The sequence below is a fragment of the Gimesia sp. genome (genome assembly GCF_048260065.1).
Lineage (GTDB): Bacteria > Planctomycetota > Planctomycetia > Planctomycetales > Planctomycetaceae > Gimesia.
Genome location: NZ_JBLXHC010000002.1, coordinates 710,961 through 728,002, shown reverse-complemented (window position 1 = coordinate 728,002; position 17,042 = coordinate 710,961). Strand labels below are relative to the sequence as shown.

The 17,042-nt window shown below is 51.5% G+C and carries 9 protein-coding genes; all 9 read right to left on the bottom strand.

The window, feature by feature from the left end:
- Nucleotides 1–16: 16 nt before the first annotated feature.
- Nucleotides 17–2,158, bottom strand: coding sequence for a BatA domain-containing protein (locus tag ACN0YN_RS05910; RefSeq protein ID WP_417384066.1), 2,142 nt, complete (start codon nucleotides 2,156–2,158; stop codon nucleotides 17–19).
- A 44-nt stretch (nucleotides 2,159–2,202) separates the two neighbouring features.
- Entirely contained in the window at nucleotides 2,203–3,177 is a 975-nt protein-coding gene (locus ACN0YN_RS05905; RefSeq protein WP_417384065.1) for a DUF58 domain-containing protein, read from the bottom strand.
- A complete protein-coding gene (locus ACN0YN_RS05900; RefSeq protein WP_417384124.1) occupies nucleotides 3,155–4,180 on the bottom strand; it encodes an AAA family ATPase in 1,026 nt (341 codons plus the stop codon). Before ACN0YN_RS05900 ends, ACN0YN_RS05905 begins: the two co-directional genes overlap by 23 nt.
- Nucleotides 4,181–4,241: 61 nt before the next feature.
- Nucleotides 4,242–5,285: a prenyltransferase/squalene oxidase repeat-containing protein gene (locus ACN0YN_RS05895; RefSeq protein WP_417384064.1), complete on the bottom strand. Its 1,044-nt coding sequence runs from the start codon at nucleotides 5,283–5,285 to the stop codon at nucleotides 4,242–4,244.
- A 51-nt stretch (nucleotides 5,286–5,336) separates the two neighbouring features.
- The gene (locus ACN0YN_RS05890; RefSeq protein WP_417384063.1) at nucleotides 5,337–6,191 is read right to left on the bottom strand and encodes an SIMPL domain-containing protein; all 855 of its coding nucleotides are present in this window, start codon (nucleotides 6,189–6,191) and stop codon (nucleotides 5,337–5,339) included.
- 42 nt (nucleotides 6,192–6,233) lie between these two features.
- Complete coding sequence (locus ACN0YN_RS05885; protein WP_417384062.1) at nucleotides 6,234–8,396, bottom strand: PQQ-binding-like beta-propeller repeat protein; 2,163 nt, start codon at nucleotides 8,394–8,396, stop codon at nucleotides 6,234–6,236.
- Between the two features lie 298 nt (nucleotides 8,397–8,694).
- Complete coding sequence (locus ACN0YN_RS05880) at nucleotides 8,695–9,780, bottom strand: DNA alkylation repair protein (protein WP_417384061.1); 1,086 nt, start codon at nucleotides 9,778–9,780, stop codon at nucleotides 8,695–8,697.
- A gap of 160 nt (nucleotides 9,781–9,940) precedes the next feature.
- Nucleotides 9,941–11,410: a DUF1501 domain-containing protein gene (locus ACN0YN_RS05875; protein ID WP_417384060.1), complete on the bottom strand. Its 1,470-nt coding sequence runs from the start codon at nucleotides 11,408–11,410 to the stop codon at nucleotides 9,941–9,943.
- Between the two features lie 75 nt (nucleotides 11,411–11,485).
- A complete protein-coding gene (locus tag ACN0YN_RS05870; RefSeq protein ID WP_417384059.1) occupies nucleotides 11,486–16,654 on the bottom strand; it encodes a DUF1549 domain-containing protein in 5,169 nt (1,722 codons plus the stop codon).
- Between the last annotated feature and the right edge of the window lie 388 nt (nucleotides 16,655–17,042).

Here is a 17,042-nt window from a genome sequence, read left to right as displayed (position 1 = left end):
AGTCACTTCTTTCCGTTTACCGCCGACGACCGATAAAAGTCGCCAGCATACTTTCCGAGATCAGACAGCCCAGTAACACGACTGCCAGATACCGCCACAATTCAGTCCCTTCGGTTGTGAGGTCCATTTCTTTCCCCTGGTACCGAATCAGTTTTAAAGGCATTTTCCCCAGAAACTGCTGCAAAGCCGGTTCATCCAGTTTCTTCTGTAACGAGTCGTCTACGTCCGGATTGATCGCAAATTTTTGTGTCTGTTTTCCGAGTTGCGTATCCTGCCACTCAGCTTCGACGATACCCGCAAAGCGAACCGGGGGAGAACTGAGTGTCGTTTTAGCCTCGGCATTGCCGGCAAACACAAGTTCCAGGGGGTTCTGTTCCTGATCCAGCCAGATCAGTTCGCCCGACTGTGGTGCGGTCACCGTTTCCAGTTCAAAATGAATCGGCTCACCTGCCGTCAGATTCTCTCCCCGTTGTATTTCCGCCGCGATCTGTTGTGCCGCAACACGCATGGCCAGCACAAAACTCGCCTCGGCCGGCCAGTCGCTCCACTTCTTATCCGCAGTGATGGTCCACAACAGGACGCGTCCTTCACCGAACCGTTTTTCCAGAACCGCCGGGGACTGTTGTGCGTCGTTCCAGCGCGCCAGTACTCGCGTCTGCTGTGAATCGGCTCCGGCATCCAGTGTCACATCGACGAAACGTTGCGGACGGATGCGAGTCAACAGTTCCGGCGTCAAACCTTTGAGTAATTCGATGGGAGAATCCGCAATCGGTTCAATCACCAGCCCCTGCGAAGACAGATCGCGAACCTGCTGCAGCCGGGCGGGTAGTAAACCATTCCCCCCTTTGTACAACCCTTCGTTATAGAGCTGCAGATCACACTGGTCGCCGACAAAAATCATCAGACCGGTCCCCAGAGAGACCAGTTCTTCAAGCTCTTTGATTCGCTCTTTGGATAATTGATCGACGTTCGCCAGCACAATCAGATCGGGGGCCGTCAACAACTGTGATTTCCACGTCGAACTTTCCACCTGGTTCACCTGCCAGTTGGAGTTCCCGGCAGAGAGTGCCAGCGCCAGGAAATCGGTTTCACTTTCGAACGGATTGAGACCCGGCTCCCCATCGACGAGCACCACATCCACCATCTGACGTACATTGATGATCTTGCGCTGCACGTTGTCATCCAGCAGTTTGTCCGCCGGAATACTGAGTGTAATCGTATGCTGTCCCGCCTGATCAAAACGGACGCTGACGGGCACGCTCACAGTTTTATCTGCCGGGATCTCAGGCAACGTCACCGGTGTGACGTTCCCATCCACGGTCAATAAAGCCTGCCCCGATTTCAAAGGTTCCTCGCCTGCATTTTCAATCACCGCGGTCAGTTTTACTTCCTGGTCTACCAGCGCGATCCGACTGTCCAGTTCGAGAGAACGTAACACGCGATTCCCCGCCGGTTCATCACCAATATCGATAAACCGGACCGTTACCTGTTCCTGAGACCAGCGATCGAACAGATCACGTACTTCATCCGTCCAGCCCGCCTGCCAGAGATCGGTGATAATGATCACTTCCTTGACCGGGAAAGTCGCTTCCTGGAGCTGGCGATCAATGTCTTCCAGCGTCGCCATCCAGTGGCTGCCCATCTGGGTGTGGGGGAGTTCATTCACACGACTGATCAGTTTTTTCCGCTCGTTTTCATCCAGGTGTGCCATTCGCACCAGCGGCGCAGCCGGGTTCGATGCGAGTACCACCGAGACGGAATCTTGCGGGCCGAGTTGATTCAGCACCTGTCGCGTGGCATTTTTTGCCCGTTCAAAGGCGCTCTGATCCGTTTTCTGATACGCCATACTCAGCGAGTCATCCACGACAATCACACGACTGGCCCGGCCTTCAACCGCCAGAAAACCCGCCAGGTTCGTTCCCGAACTGATCGGTCGGGCAACCGCCAGAAACAACGCCAGCACCGCTAACGTGCGGATTGCCAGCAGCAGCCACTGTTCCAGCTTCAAACGTCGCTTGTTGGTCTTCAGCGTCAGTTTGAGATATTCCATCGGCGCCCAGTCCACGCGGATAAACCGTCGCCGGTTTAACAGGTGGATAATAATGGGGGCGGTTGCCAGAACCGTTCCCGTCAATAATAAGGGTGCCAGAAACTGCATAGTGTCTTTCGAATGATTCTTTCAGTCAGGAGCTTTGAATTACCTCAGGGGGCAGGGGAGTTGGAAACCGATTCATCAGGTGTTTCATCTCGCGATGATCCCCCTAATGCAGACATTCTGCCACGATGTGTTTTTGCCCCTGCGAACTGCCGATTGTGCAAGTAACTGCTCAACACAACTCCCAGGTTCTCATCAGTCAACACCTGCAGGTAATCAATGCCGCAATACTGGCAGCGCTGTCGGGTTTCCTGGATGAACTGTTCCATGGCCGCCTGGTAAGCTTTATGAAACGCCCAGGGTTCCGCGAATATTTCTTCTTCGCCTTCGATATCTTTAAAAATAACGGAGTCCTTGAATGGCATCTCGACTTCATCTCGATGCAGGATGTGCATCACAATTACTTCATGCCCGGCGTACTGGAGTTTTCCCAGCGATTCATAAAATCGATCCAGGGGTGTCAGCAGATCGGACAGCACAAAAACAATACCGCGACGGTGGATCTGATCTGCAACCTGCGAAACCGCAGGACCAATATCCGTTTCCCCCGCCAGTTCGACCTGTTTGAGTACTTCGATGAACTTCGCGAGATGGGAAGGCGTACTTCCAGTCCGCAGATCTTCCTGCACATGATCGTTCAAAATCGCCAGGCCGACCGCATCCCGCTGTTTCAACAAAACAGCTGACAGAGAGACGGCAATCGTGGCGGCAAAATCGTATTTGGAAAATTCAGGTCCGCCGTAAGACATCGAAGAGGAAGAATCGACAATGAACACGGCCCGCAGATTCGACTCTTCTTCAAACCGTTTAATATAGAAACGATCCGAGCGCGCGTAAGCTTTCCAGTCCAGATTTTTGAGATCATCGCCGGGAGTGTAACTGCGATAGTCGGCAAATTCGGGTGACAACCCATGCAGGGGACTGCGATGCAGGCCGGCAATCGAGCCTTCGACGGGCTGTTTTGTTTTGAATCCGATTCCCGCGATCCGACTGATGACTTCAGGATTTAAGTATTCTTTCATACTGTCCATCCTTTCCGGCAGCAGTCTGTTGTAACGGCGTTTCTTCAATCAGTTTTTCGATCACGGTATCCGGCGTCTGCCCTTCGGACTCGGCATTGTACGACAACACTATACGATGCCTTAAGACGGCTTTCGCAACGGCCTGCAGGTCTTCCACAGAGACTTCAGGTCGACCGTAGAGGGCCGCCCGTGCTTTCGCGGCGAGGATCAGCGACTGTCCGCCACGCGGACCGGCGCCCCACAGCACCCAGCGATTGATAAACTCGGGAGCATCGTCACTGTCCCGGCGCGTGGCCCGGATCAGATCCATTGTATAATCAACCAGAAAATCACTGATCGGCACACGACGTACCAGATGCTGCAGCTCCAGAACTTCTTCCCCGGTCAACGTTGATTCCGGCTCCACCTGATCATCGCCGGTCACTGCTTTATAGATCTGGCGTTCTTCATCGCGCGTCGGATACTTGACGATGATCTTCATCAGAAAGCGGTCCAGCTGCGCTTCAGGCAGAGGATACGTCCCTTCCTGTTCAATCGGGTTCTGCGTTGCCAGAACGAAAAAGGGGCGGGGGAGCTGGTAATGTTTGGTCCCTGCAGAAATGTTCTTTTCCTGCATCCCCTGCAGCAACGCTGCCTGCGTTTTGGGTGGCGTGCGGTTGATTTCGTCGGCCAGCAGCAGATTCGTGAAGATCGGCCCTTCAATGAATTTGAATTCCCGGGTCCCGCTTTGACGATCTTCATAGATCACGTCCGTCCCGGTGATATCCGCGGGCATCAGGTCGGGAGTAAACTGAATCCGCCCGAAGTCGAGTGACAGACTTTTGGCAAGGGTTGAGACCAGCAGTGTCTTTGCCAGGCCGGGAACACCTTCCAGAATACAATGTCCGCCCGCCAGAATACTGACGAGTAACTGCTCGACGACATCGTCCTGACCAATCACAACCGAACGGATCTGTTCGCGAATCCGTTCCTGGGCCTGTTTCAGTTTTTCCAGTGCCACCATATCTGGTGCTGTTTTGATTTCTGACAAGGTTCACTCCCTGTTTATATCTGATAAGAGAAAATCATCGTTGATAAATCGGTAAGTATTTGTAAGGCAGCTGCAGGACTATGAGAGCCACGCTGGTTCCGAAGATCGGGCCCACCCCGTCTCCATTCCAGCTCCCGTCCGCGGCTTGAGATTTAATCAGGCTGTCCCGTTGTCCGGGGAAGTAGGCATCCCAGTATTCATCGCCTGCCTGATAAAACGCCTGAGCAGCGTAAAGGTTCAAATAAAAATAATGTCCCGACTGGAACCCGTTTTTCCGGTTCTTGAACTGGCCATACACATATTCCATACATTCTTCTGCCAGGGGAGATTCATATTCCCCCGCGGAATACAGACAGGTGATTGCAGCCGCCGAGATGGGCAACCGGGTATCATTGCCCGAATGATACGAATAACGAATCCCCCCTTCAGGTGTCTGGCAGAGTTCCAGATATCGAACCGCATTCTGAATGGTCCCTTTGGGAACGGTAAAACCGGCGTTGTGTGCCGCCCGCAAGCCCTGCATCTGCGTGACGGTCACGCTTCCTTCATCGCCGCCACCGGGAGTGTAAATCCAGCCTCCCAGATTACTCTGCCCGGAAGCCGTTAACTGAATCCCGTCTTTGACGACTTTGGCAATCCGGTCACGGACTTTGGCATCGGTCTCCATCCCGTATACGCTGGAAAGAAACAGGAGTGAGAATCCATGGCCGTACATGGGACGACCATTTTCTGCGCCTGCTGCGATCAGTCCATTTCCCTGTGCCTGGCTCAAGACATATTCAGTCGCTTTGCGAACCTGATCGGCATAAGGGCCACGGCTCGGTGTATTCCCGTTAGCCAGAAAAGCGATGCCGGCCAGCGAAGTCATGGAGACCGGATAGGTACTGCCGTCTTCGGTCGTCTGAAAGCTGCCTCCGGCGGTCTGCTGTTTGGCCAGATAGGCCAGCCCGCGTTCAATCGATTTGACGGCAGCAGCGTTCATATGCTTAGGCAGAATTTCTTCCCCACGCATTTCAACTGGACTGACGATGAACATCAGACACAGCACGCAGCCTGTCAACAGTTGATTCAATTTCATAAGACGCCCGTCTTTTGATTTTACTGTCTTGTACTCAGATTTGACTGCCTCTTACTCAATGGAATACGTCACACGCACTGCCACCGCGATCGGGATGGCTTTCAATAAAGTCGATGCCTGCTCTTCAGTCTGATTGACACCTGCAGAGGCCAAATACTGTGCAAGCATCTGGTTAGAAATGGCCGCCGCATTTTTCTGGCTGTCACCGACGCCATCGATTGAGATCACTTTCCCCAGTTTGACGCCCGTCAGCTTCGCCAGTTTCTCCGCCTGGGTACGTGCATCTTTGACTGCCTGTTCATAAGCCGCTTCTTTGAGCTTTTCCACGTCCGTAACTTTGAATGTGGCCATCGTATTGCGGGCTTTCGAAGGATTATAGGTACCCGGCACACTGGGCGAGGTATCGTTGCCGATAATCACCCCCGCATCTTTGCCGGAATCGACGATCCGTACGATCATTTCCAGCAGTTCCTGGGAACTTAACTTATCGATGCCGGTCACACGCAGTTTCAATGTTTCGGACACGGAGAGTTCCTGTGAATCCGTATTGTTTACCGCCATGCCGCGCATCATGGCCTGCATCTGGCTCGCATTTAAGGACGAATACAGGGACATGCCTTCTTCCACGACTTCCAGCCCCGGAATCTTCAGATTTTTGAAGGCTGTTTCCGCCCGTCTGCGATTTCCGTGAAATTTGGTAACCGCATCGCCGGCCAGTTGTCCCTGACCGATCACCACTCCGGTCAGTTCGACAACGGAAGGCTTTGCTTCGACGCTGCCCAGTCCCATTACCGTTATCCCCTGATTTTCACCTGCTCCGGCCGGGATGTTCATCGTGAGCCAGCAGGTGACTGCTGCCAGCGCAAACAGGGCTATTTGTCGTTTCAATCGAGACAGACCACTCATATTAAATTCCGTATCCAGTCGTATGAAAGCAATTCTTTGATGTTAAGGTTTCGACTTTTTCTCTTTTGAATCGGGTGTTGAGCCCGTGACCGGGTAGGCCGTGACCGCCTGATTCGAGATACACAGCACCAGTCCCTGCTTGAAATCGATCGAGCCTCCCAGAGAAGTCAGGTCATGCCCTCGATAGATGCCCAGAATGTCGCCATTTGTCTTGGAAATTTCAAAAATCCCCCGGCTGGTGAAGACCCACAGCTGTTCCGGATCGAGCAGGGCACTCATCCCGCCGGCGGCTACCGGTAACTTGACGGCCCAGTTTAAATCGTGCGTTTTACGGTCAATGGCTTCCAGCTCCCGAGACAGAAGGTAAACATTCTTCTGATCAATGCCCACCAGTTGCGCCGAGGTTTTGATCGGACGTTTCCAGAGCATTTTTTTCGCTGACAGATCCAGGGCATAGATTTCATCCATACCCGCTTCTTTGAAATAAACCAGATTCCCATCACGCAGCATCTGCCCTTCGGAATGCAACTGAACTTCCTCATCAATTGCCGCGTAATAATAATTGTTGTTGGTCTGATCAACTTTGTAGGGATATCGAAATGCCCAGTTGATAGTTCTGGTAGGGATACTGATTTCAAACAGAGCACCATTATTCGTCAAAATCAGCAGACTGTCGCCGGTCTTCCGCAGGATCGGAACGGGCATGATGGGCATACCGTTTGATGAATTTCCTGCCACCACACTTCCCAGGGGAATCGACCATTCCTTCTTCCCGGTTTTCAACTGCAGACAGTTCAAATTCAGTAATTTGTTATTCTGCTGATGTGAGATGACATAGAGTCGGTCTCCGTCGACAAGCGGTTTCGAGATGAAGCTTTCATTCGTCTGGCTGCTCTGCCAGAGCTGTTTTCCCGAATCACGCTGATAGGCGATCAGTCGATAGCAGGCACGATAGCGGTTCATCTCTTTCTGTGGAATCAAAGTTGTCAGAACATAATCACCGTCCACAACAATATGGTACTGGTTCAGATTGGAAGACTGATGAAAGCTGTAGTTATTGAAATTGGTGCCCAGATCTTTGAACTTCGCATTCCGCCACACCAGCTTACCGGACTGCAGATCGACTCCAAAACAGATCCCGTAAAAGTTGAAGTACGCCCGTTTGTCATCCACGGCCATCGGAGGCACAAACGTCTGATATGATTTGCTGCGACCATAATAATCCGATTGCGAATTGACGATCGCCTGTTCTGCCGTCTGATCCAGATACGTAACCTGCCAGCGGGGCTGAAACTGCTTGTCTGACAGTTCGAGTGGTTGAGGAAGCCGATTGGCAAGCACACTGGTCGTGCCTGAATCGTTGCTGTTTTTTCCGGAGTCGGCGGGAAGTAATGACTTGAGATACAACACAGGGTCGACCTCTGCGCCTCCTAATGTCACCTTCTGACCTGCAAACTGCTGTGAGATCAGTTGAATCGTGGCAGCCGCCTGTTCTAACTGTCCGTTACGTATCAGAGCCAGAGCGTATTTGACATTCAGATCCATTTCGGAAAGATTGGAATCGGGATGATGGTCCAGAATCGCCCGCCAGTAACGCGCGGCCTGATGAAACTGCCCCTGCTCGAACGCGTCATTGCCCAGCAGATCAGCGACATCATCGCCGATGGAAGTTAAAAAATACTGGGAAAAGATTTTCCGTGCTTCCTCTGTCGCCTGGGGCGTCACGAGCCTTCCCGAAACAGTGAGATCTTCAAACTGCTTGCGGGCTTTACCGTCAAAGAACAGCCGAAACGCCTCGCGACCTTCCGCAGGCAATGCGGTCAGTGCCTGAAAGACCCGGTCTTCGGCATCGATCAGAAAACCATCCTTCGTTGGCAGCAGACGTGATGTGGACTTTGTCTCAGAGATTTCCTTCAGAGACGTCAGCGCCTTTTCCCACATCCGATGCCGGATATAACGTTCGTAGTCTTCCAGCAGATTTAACTTTTTCTCATCCACCGAGACACTGAACCCCGGCATTTTATGGGGAGTGGTGCCGTCTGTAGCCACTGCTTCCTGAGCGACGGCAGCACCATTCACGACAAAAACCTGCGCTTCTGCCGGTTCGACCGAATAGAAAAGGGCAACGATTCCCAACCAGATCAGCGATTGATTCCAGAAGGTTTTCAGATTGAAGTGTTTCAAGTGCGCACCTATAGTTAACATTACCCATCCTTAGCCGACGAATGGCCTGTTGCCTCGTTGAATATTAATTGTGTTGGCGCGATCTTTAAGAACATAACCAGGATGTTTGTGGGGTGACTGGAGTTCCCGGTTTTTGATTTATTAGTCCTTGTATCTTGATCTTTTCATCTGCGACAGCGAGCAAAAGACCATGTCATCATTGTACACCATAGGGCATTCAGAATATCAAGGACTAATTTGTTGCTTTTCGTAATTTTATTAACATTTCATCTGCAGAAATTCCGACTTCAAACGTTGCCTGTTAAACAGCGTCTGCCATTCAGCCAGCCTGCAGTTCAAATTCTGCCTGTTCCATCTCCTGTCCGTTGACAATTACCGCCAGACGATGGGTGCCGGGATAATAGTTCCGAGTGGAAATGGGTTTGAAGGAATGCCTGCGCCGATACGACCTGGATTGCTCCGGGTACACACCTTCCGAAATCTTAAAGACCTTGCGGGTGGAAGTCCCTTTTAACCTCACAAATTCGACCGCATACTCCACACGGATTTGTCCCAGTGTTGGTTCACGCGAAATCAGCTCAAACTCAAACTCCACCTGCTCTCCCATTTTGATGGTGGACGGTTGAAGTAGAAAGTTCCGGATCCTGAGATCTTTCGGCTCACGATAACCAAACAGTGTTAATGTTTTTGGGTCTCCCTGCTTCAACAGGGTCCGGCAGCCATGTCGCATGATCCAGCGTGTGAAAGGTTTCCCTGGAAGCCACTGTTCGGCCAGCTCAAGCACGACACCGGGATGATCTTTCGAGATGTCGTTCAGATGATTGGCAACGCTCCGCCTGACATACTCGCTGGGATCGGCCTTCAATTGCTCCAGGATCGGCAGTATAGGCGCAGGATTCTTTTTAAAAGCAGGCAACGCCATCGCCCAGGGCAGACGGGGGCGGCTCCCTTCCGAGGCCAGCCTGCGAACATGCTCATTCGGGCAATCGGCCCAGAGCTTCAACTGGCGAACCATGCGCTGCTGATCTTGTACAATAAACGGGCGGACGGCGAACTCGCTGCTGGAATATTTCGTAAAATGTTCCAACGCCTGCAGGGAACGATCCCAGTCTGACAGACCATAGACTTCGACAAAGTCGGGGAAGAACATCGCTTCGAAGCCACCAAAGGAGGGGGCGGCCTGCTCTAAAACCGTGAGTGCGGTTCCATAGTCATCCGGTAGAAACTCATGTAACGCATGCGTAATATGCCGCATCCGCTGCTTCAATTCGCGCTGTTCCCATTCGCAGTCAAACACAAACTGCAGCATACGCTTGCGGGGAAAACGGGGGGAATGGCGGGCCAGTTCCTCAGTCAGTCGATTGAGATAGGCTTCATCATAGCGGTCTTTAAGTGGTTCAGGCATGAATTTCGTATTTCATAGCTGGTGACAATTTACAATCCGGCTGACAGGCAGCAGAGGCTGCCGCGTATCGTACTGTTTTGTCTGTCTCATCACAAACAAAACAGGCCCGCCTGTCGGAGTGGACAGGCGGGCCTGGATGAAAACAAGAGAAAGAGACTGATTATCCCATCAGTTTGGTGACAGCCTGAGCTTTAACCAGTTCGCGTGGCTGATTCAGATGGTTATACACAATCGTTTCCGGATTAATTCCGAACGAATGGTATATCGTCGCCAGCAGTTCGCGTGGGTGCACGGGATCTTTGCGCGGGCTGGAACCGGTTTTGTCCGATTCGCCATGCACGTAGCCCCGTTTGATCCCGGCTCCAGCGAGCAGGGACGTGTAACAGTATGGCCAGTGATCGCGTCCGTCATCACTGTTTGAGTTTCCGGAAGTACTGACGCCGCGTTGCGGGCTGCGACCAAATTCGCCGACAGCGACAACCAGAGTTTCATCCAGAGTACCCCGGTCGTACAAATCGGAGATCAGACTGGCGAGCCCCTGGTCAAACATCGGGGCAGACTGGTTCTTGAGTCGGTTGGTCAAGCCGGTATGAACGTCCCAGGAATGATTATTGGAATTCGCGACCTTCGGCCAGACCACTTCCACCACGCGAGTTCCTGCTTCGACCAGACGTCGTGCCAGCAACAGACTCTGACCGAATGTGTTGCGACCATATTGATCACGCACCGCATCCGATTCCTGATCCAGGGAAAACGCATCACGGGCACGGCCGGAAATGACCAGATCCAGAGCACGAGTGTAATACTTGTCGAGCTTATAGTCCTCAACCGCTTTATTGAGCTGCGGCATGCCTTTGTTGATCGTATCACGCAGACTGGCGCGACGCTGCAGACGGGATGTATAAACATCGGGACGCAGCTTCAGATCATCTACGCTGATCTTATCCATCTTGTTCATATCCATATCATCTCCAGGAGGATACAGATAGTAAGGGTCATAAGCGCGTCCCAGGAAGCCTGCCGTCCCCGCTTTGCCGACTACGTTACTTTCCTGCAGAGGGCGAGGCAGCATTACAAACGGTAACATGGAAACCTGTGGCGGCTGCAGACGGATAATGTTGGAACCGAAGTTCGGGAAGTCCTTGGGTGTCGGTGGTTCCAGCTGACCCGAGGGACTGACTTTATCGGTCGTGTAACCAGTCAGCATCTGGTAGATGGCCGCGGTATGATTGAAGAGCCCTTTGGGTGTGTAGCTCATCGAGCGGATCATTGTGAACTTGTCGTTATTCTGAGCCAGATTGGGAAGCAGCTCAGTAAACTGCACGCCGGGCAGTTTGGTCGAGATTGGCTTGAACACACTGCGAACGTTATCGGGAACGTTTTCTTTCGGATCCCACAAATCGATGTGGCTGGGGCCCCCTTGTAGAAAGATCAGAATCACACTCTTGGCTTTGGCCCAACCGGGTCCGCCCCCTTCGTTATTGTTGGCAGCTGCTTCCTGCAGTTGCAGCATGGAACCCAGCCCCATACCCATCATGCCTGAGCCACCAACCCGTAACAGATCACGCCGTGAAATTTGATTTCGAGACTCACATACTTCCTTGCCTGGTTGACCGGGAATGATCAGCATTTCAGTTTCTCCTCACTTTGGTTAGAGAGCAGTTTCAGTATTGTATTCTATCTTAAACGGTCTTTCGAATAGTTCTTAGTGATTAAACAGAAACGCAGGGCTATTAATCAAAGCCCAGGTCAGGTCCTGAGCGGCAATCAGTCGATGATGCTTAAGCTGTTCGGCACTTAATTGCACATCACTCCGCAGACGAGCCAGCTTCCGATCAACGGGCCGCACTTCCAGTTTTGCCTGGAGTTGCTTACGGAACTGTACCAGTACTGGATCGGTTGCGCGCGGCTGCTTACTTTCAGCAACTGCTTTTAACATCGACTGCAGCTGGCTGTCGGCTTTGCTGTAATATTCCTGCAGTTTCTTTTTCTCAGCAGCATTTCGTTTCTCAACCGATTTAGCCAGAATATCCTGAATATCCTTGGGATGCCGATCGAGGGTTGTTGGTCCGATGCTGTCCGCGACAGACAGACGGAAACGACCAATCGAATGAGTTTTACTGTTGTACTCCTGCTTCATGACAAAAGTTAATATCGTTCCCTGTGGATCTGCAGGAACCTTCGACTGGATATCGAAGCTGGCCACATGTCGTTTTCCGGTTTTTGCCGAAATTGCCCAGCCATTTCCCTGTGAAGCAACTTTTCCATCAATGGCCGTAGCAATCGGGTAACCATTCTGACTGAAATCTGCCTGCGCATTCACCAGGGTGAGTTTTGTTTTCTGATCCGGCTTCGATTTCGGAGCTGCATAGACTTCGAATTCTGTCAGCACGAAGTTTCCATCTCCAGAACGACCGGGACCTTTTCGGGGAAGCGAATCATCGGTCAGCACTTCCAGTCGGAGAGCAGATAGATTTTTCAGACTGGTTTCTGTAACGATTTCATAATCCCCTGTGCCGTTTTTCCCCTTTGCCAGCAGAGACAGATCTTTCTGCAGCTCCAGAGTCGCTTCGTTCGTTGTCTTAAAGCTTGTCGGCTTAATGGGAGTCCAGTTCGTTCCTTTGGCTTCCTGCTTCTCCCAGGCAGTAATTTTCTCATGAACCGATTTCAGATAAGCAGTCAACTCTTTCTGCAGGTTCGCCGTGCGTACCTGCTGTTCTCTGTTGAGGAAGGCCTCGCGCGGTGCGATCGCTTTCTCAAATTCAGATACTTTCTGTTGTGCTGCCTGAATCTCCTGAACTCGATGATCTTCCTGTTGAATCACCTCCGGTTTTAAACCTTTTTCGTATGCAGCCAGTCGCTTCTTCAGTGATTCATGCTCACTTTCAATCTGCTGCTGAATCAGCTTGACTCCGGCTTGCGTTTCCTCGGGTGAAGCCGGTCGATTTAAGACACGCAGGAAGATGGAGTTGATCAGGGACGAATCATCTTTTTCGGTCTGCACCAGTTTATTTAATGCGTTATTAGGATCGCTGATCGCATTTCCCACGGTAGGCCCGCTGATCAAAGCCATGACCGGCCCCAGTTCCACACTGGAAGACCGCTCACACTCACAAGGGCTCTCGCGCTGGGCACGTCCAAACTTGGCCAGGAAGTCGCTCTTCAGTTCGAAACCGACATCGGGCAGTTCAGCGGCACGTGTCCCTGCCGGGACACCGGGAATATCTGATTGCGAACCCGTGACACGACACAGGGCATCATACAACACTTCAGCAGGCAGGCGTCGTGCTTTGGCGTGAGAGTAATTGATGGTGTCATCCTGATTCCACTCGTTGGATTCGATCGATAACTGATAGGTACGCGACTGACAAATCACACGCATCATGTGCCTGATATCAAAATCATGCTTCAGGAAATCAGCCGTCATGCGATCCAGCAGTTCCGGATTCGAAGGCGGATTACCCGCACGGATATCATCAATCGGTTCGATCAGACCGGTTCCCGTCAGATAACCCCAGATGCGGTTGGCGTAAGCTTTCGCAAAGTACTGATTGTCGCGGGAGGTGATCCAGCGGGCCAGTTTTTCACGACGCGTCAGTTCCTCTTTTTCCTTCTCATCCAGTTTGAATTCGGCAGGGTAGGGGAATTCCGGTGGCGTTTTCGCTCCGGTGCGCTCGTGAATCATCTCTCCTTCTTTTTTATCGTAAACCACTTCAAACAGAGGCTTACGACCTTCGACGGCGGTTCCACCAATCGTGCGGCCTTTGCTTTCCGGAGCATTCTTCAAATCATACTGAGCGAAGAAAGCGGATGTTTCGTAATATTGATCCTGAGTCCAGCGTTCAAAGGGATGATCGTGGCACTTATTGCAGTTGAAGCGGATCGACAGGAACAGGTGGGTCGTATTTTCCATCGTATCTTCGGGAGTACGGTGGATTTTGAAATACGAAGCAGCGGGTACTTCTTTATTGGAACCGGAAGCGGACAGAATGCTGTAGACAAATTTGTCGTAAGGCACATTCTCATCGACCGATTTGCGGATCCAGTCGTGGAACAGTTTCGAACCTTCCGTACCGAGGTACTTGCGATTGACCTGCAGCAGGTCAGCCCATTTATTCGTCCAGTGTTCCACATATTCCTGACTACCCAGCAAGCGATCAATCAACTCGTTGCGTTTCGTGCGTGACTCGCGTTTGTCGGCAAGAAACGCTTTGACATCATCAATCGTGGGTGGTAAGCCTGTCAGGTCGATATAGACCCGACGGATAAACTCAGCGTCCGAACACAAATCGGAGGGGAGAGTCTTTGTCTTTTTGAGTTTCTGATCAACCAGTTCGTCAATGTAGTTGTAAACGGGCAGCTGTTTCCAGGCAAACTCGGAACGATCTCCCATGACGGTGATTGTCGTAGCAGCATACTTACCCTGATAACGGGCGAGCAGGGGGGCTTCCCCGCGACGGAGCACTTCCGCAATACCGCCGTGATGCATTTTGGCAATTTCAATATTACTGCAGTCAATGAACGCATCGGAGGTCACGTCACGAATTTCGCCATTATCGTAAGTCGCCATCACCCGAAACTGCTGCAACAGTCCTGCGCGAGGTACAACCGGATTTTCAGGAACAACCTTGATGCTGGCGACACGGGCTGCATCTCGTTTGAGCGGTGTGCCTTCATTAATCCATGACGATACAATCTCGTAATGGGCATCTCCGGCTAATGCCAGCTGTCCCCCCTTGTGAGGAACTTCGGCAATCGCTTTCAGCAGAATCAGACTCTGCTGTGGAGCCGCTAAGTTGACACGCCGCGATTTCAGATCATCGGTGAAAGCACGCAGGTCAAACAGATCGTCAGTCCCCCGCAGAGAAAGCTTAAATCCGTCCTTCCCCTTGTTGGCACCGTGACACAAACCAGAGTTACAGCCCATTTTGGTAAAGGCTGGCGCGACATCCCGCCAGTAATCGGGACTGTAACTGGCAGGAAAATCTGCCACCCTGATTTTCGCGGTTGCCTGCTGACCGTGCAGGCTGAACTGAACTTCCGCAGTCCCTGGTTTCAACGCCCGTACTAAACCACGTGGTGAAACATGAATCGTCTCTTTCCCTTTGAGGGACATCTGCGCCAGTCGAGTTAAATCGGACTTAGCACCTGACTTTGTATATCCCGTCACCAGAAACTGAATGGTGTCATACTTCTGAGCGATCGTGGCGTCGGCAGGTTGTACTTCCAGCTTTACCAGCGGATCAGCATTGCTGAACGATTCTTCGGGAAGTTTCTTCTCATTGATATCAACAACAACCAGCTTTTTAGCTTTCTTCTCTGGAGCCGGTTTTTTCTCACCCGGTTTCGCAGCAACAAGAGGACCAGTCTGCAGCAACGGAACAGGCACAAAGGATTTTTTCAACTGTCCTGTTTTCGCTTCGTACAGACGTACCTGACCATCCTGTCCGGCAGTCGCAATGACTTCACCAGCCGGATGATAACAGACCGTATACAGGCCTGACTCCGGCACCTTGACTTCACTGACGACCTTAACCCCTTTCGTACGATTCTCCTCGATCCGTTTCTTTTCTTCTGCCGACCGTGATGCGACACGCTCAGAAAGAATTTTCACCAGATCATCCGAAAATTTAGCGGGGATATCAAATTCAAAGACTTTCAGCTCGCCGGTATGATTCAGACTGCTGACCGCAACCAGTTGCTTGCCGCCCGGATGAATGGCCACACCGAAAATGCGTCCCTTCAGAGCAGGGAACTCGCGCACCAGGTTGGCATCGTCACCAATCACCCGCTTCGACTGCCGAAATACATGATACAGCTTTGGTACACCGTCCGCTCCGCCGACCAGAACGGTATCCTGGGTAGGATGCCGATCAATGGCAGCCAGTCCCCCGGTCAGCGCCTTGGGAGTAATCGAAGTGATGTTATCGACGAACCGCTGTGTTTTCACTTCTGTCAGTTTCGTTGTACGATCACGACTGACAGAAATCAGATGGCTGCCATCGGTGGAAAATACAGTATCCAGCACCCAGTCATAGTGGGCATTCTGGTAGAGCACTTCTTTTCCGGTTTCGACTTCAATGGCGCGGACAGTATTGTCACTGCAGCCAAAAGCGAGAAGTTTTCCATCGGGAGACCAGCTGGCCCCATATAAAGTATCGTAGGTGAGCGGAATCGACTTCTTCAGCGTTTTGGTTGCCAGATCCCAGATCTGAATCTCTCCCCGTTCCGCGGGGGTACCGCCTGTGACAGCCAGATATTTCCCATCCGGTGAGAACCGGACCGATTCGATGCGTTGCGATTTACCAATCAAACGGGCCAGAATCTGATCACCGTCTGCAGCGTGCAAAATCACTTCATGAAATCCAGCGACTGCCAGAACTTTTCCGTCAGGCGAATAGTTCATTGAAGTGATGACTGGCGGAGAAGAGTAGGTCGGCGGGTGCTCCTGAGTGAATCGGTACTCTACCTTTGCCGGTGAATCGTTTTTAGCTCCCTGCTGAATCCACAACCGGACCAGATTAATCTGATCTTGAGACAGCGGTGTTTTGGCTTTCGGCATTTCTGCTTCATTGCCTTTGGGAGTGATCAGCTGAACCAGATAGCTTTCATCCGGCTTACCGGGCACGATCGCCCGGGTCTCGCTTTCTCCCCCTTTAAGTAAATGGGAGAACTCGGTCACCACATAATCCCCTTCAGGATTTCGCGGATGATGGCAACCGGCACATTGAGCCTGCAGGATCGGTCTGATCTGTTGATAGAAGCTGATTTGATTCTCAGCAGCAGAAACAGTCGCTGTAAACAGGCTGGATACAGAACTGGCGCAGAATGCGGCAGTGAGAAAAGCAACGGTACGGATCTTGTCGCAGGACATGAACCTCAACCCCCTTGTGGCAAACCTAAGTTAAAATAACTCTGGTGATGAGAAGAGAGAATCTCCTCATTGCCCCTTATTGATTTTCAGAGGGCTCATAAAAAGAAGAGCGCAAATCAACCAGGGTGAGAGTAGTGGAAGGATAAGTTAACTCTGACTGTTCCTCAGTCAGAAACTTAATATTCGACTGCATTGATTTATTCTATTATGAATACATCCTGATACGTCGTCGATGAAAATTTCACGTTTTTCAAAAAAATTTTTGAAGATTTCCCTCGAGGTAATGCTCTACCTCGACATTTCATAAGATAATTAAAGAACTGTTTCCTGCAACAAAAAAAGAGGTGGCCGTTGTCAGCCACCCCTCTTACTCAGGTAGAAAATCAAC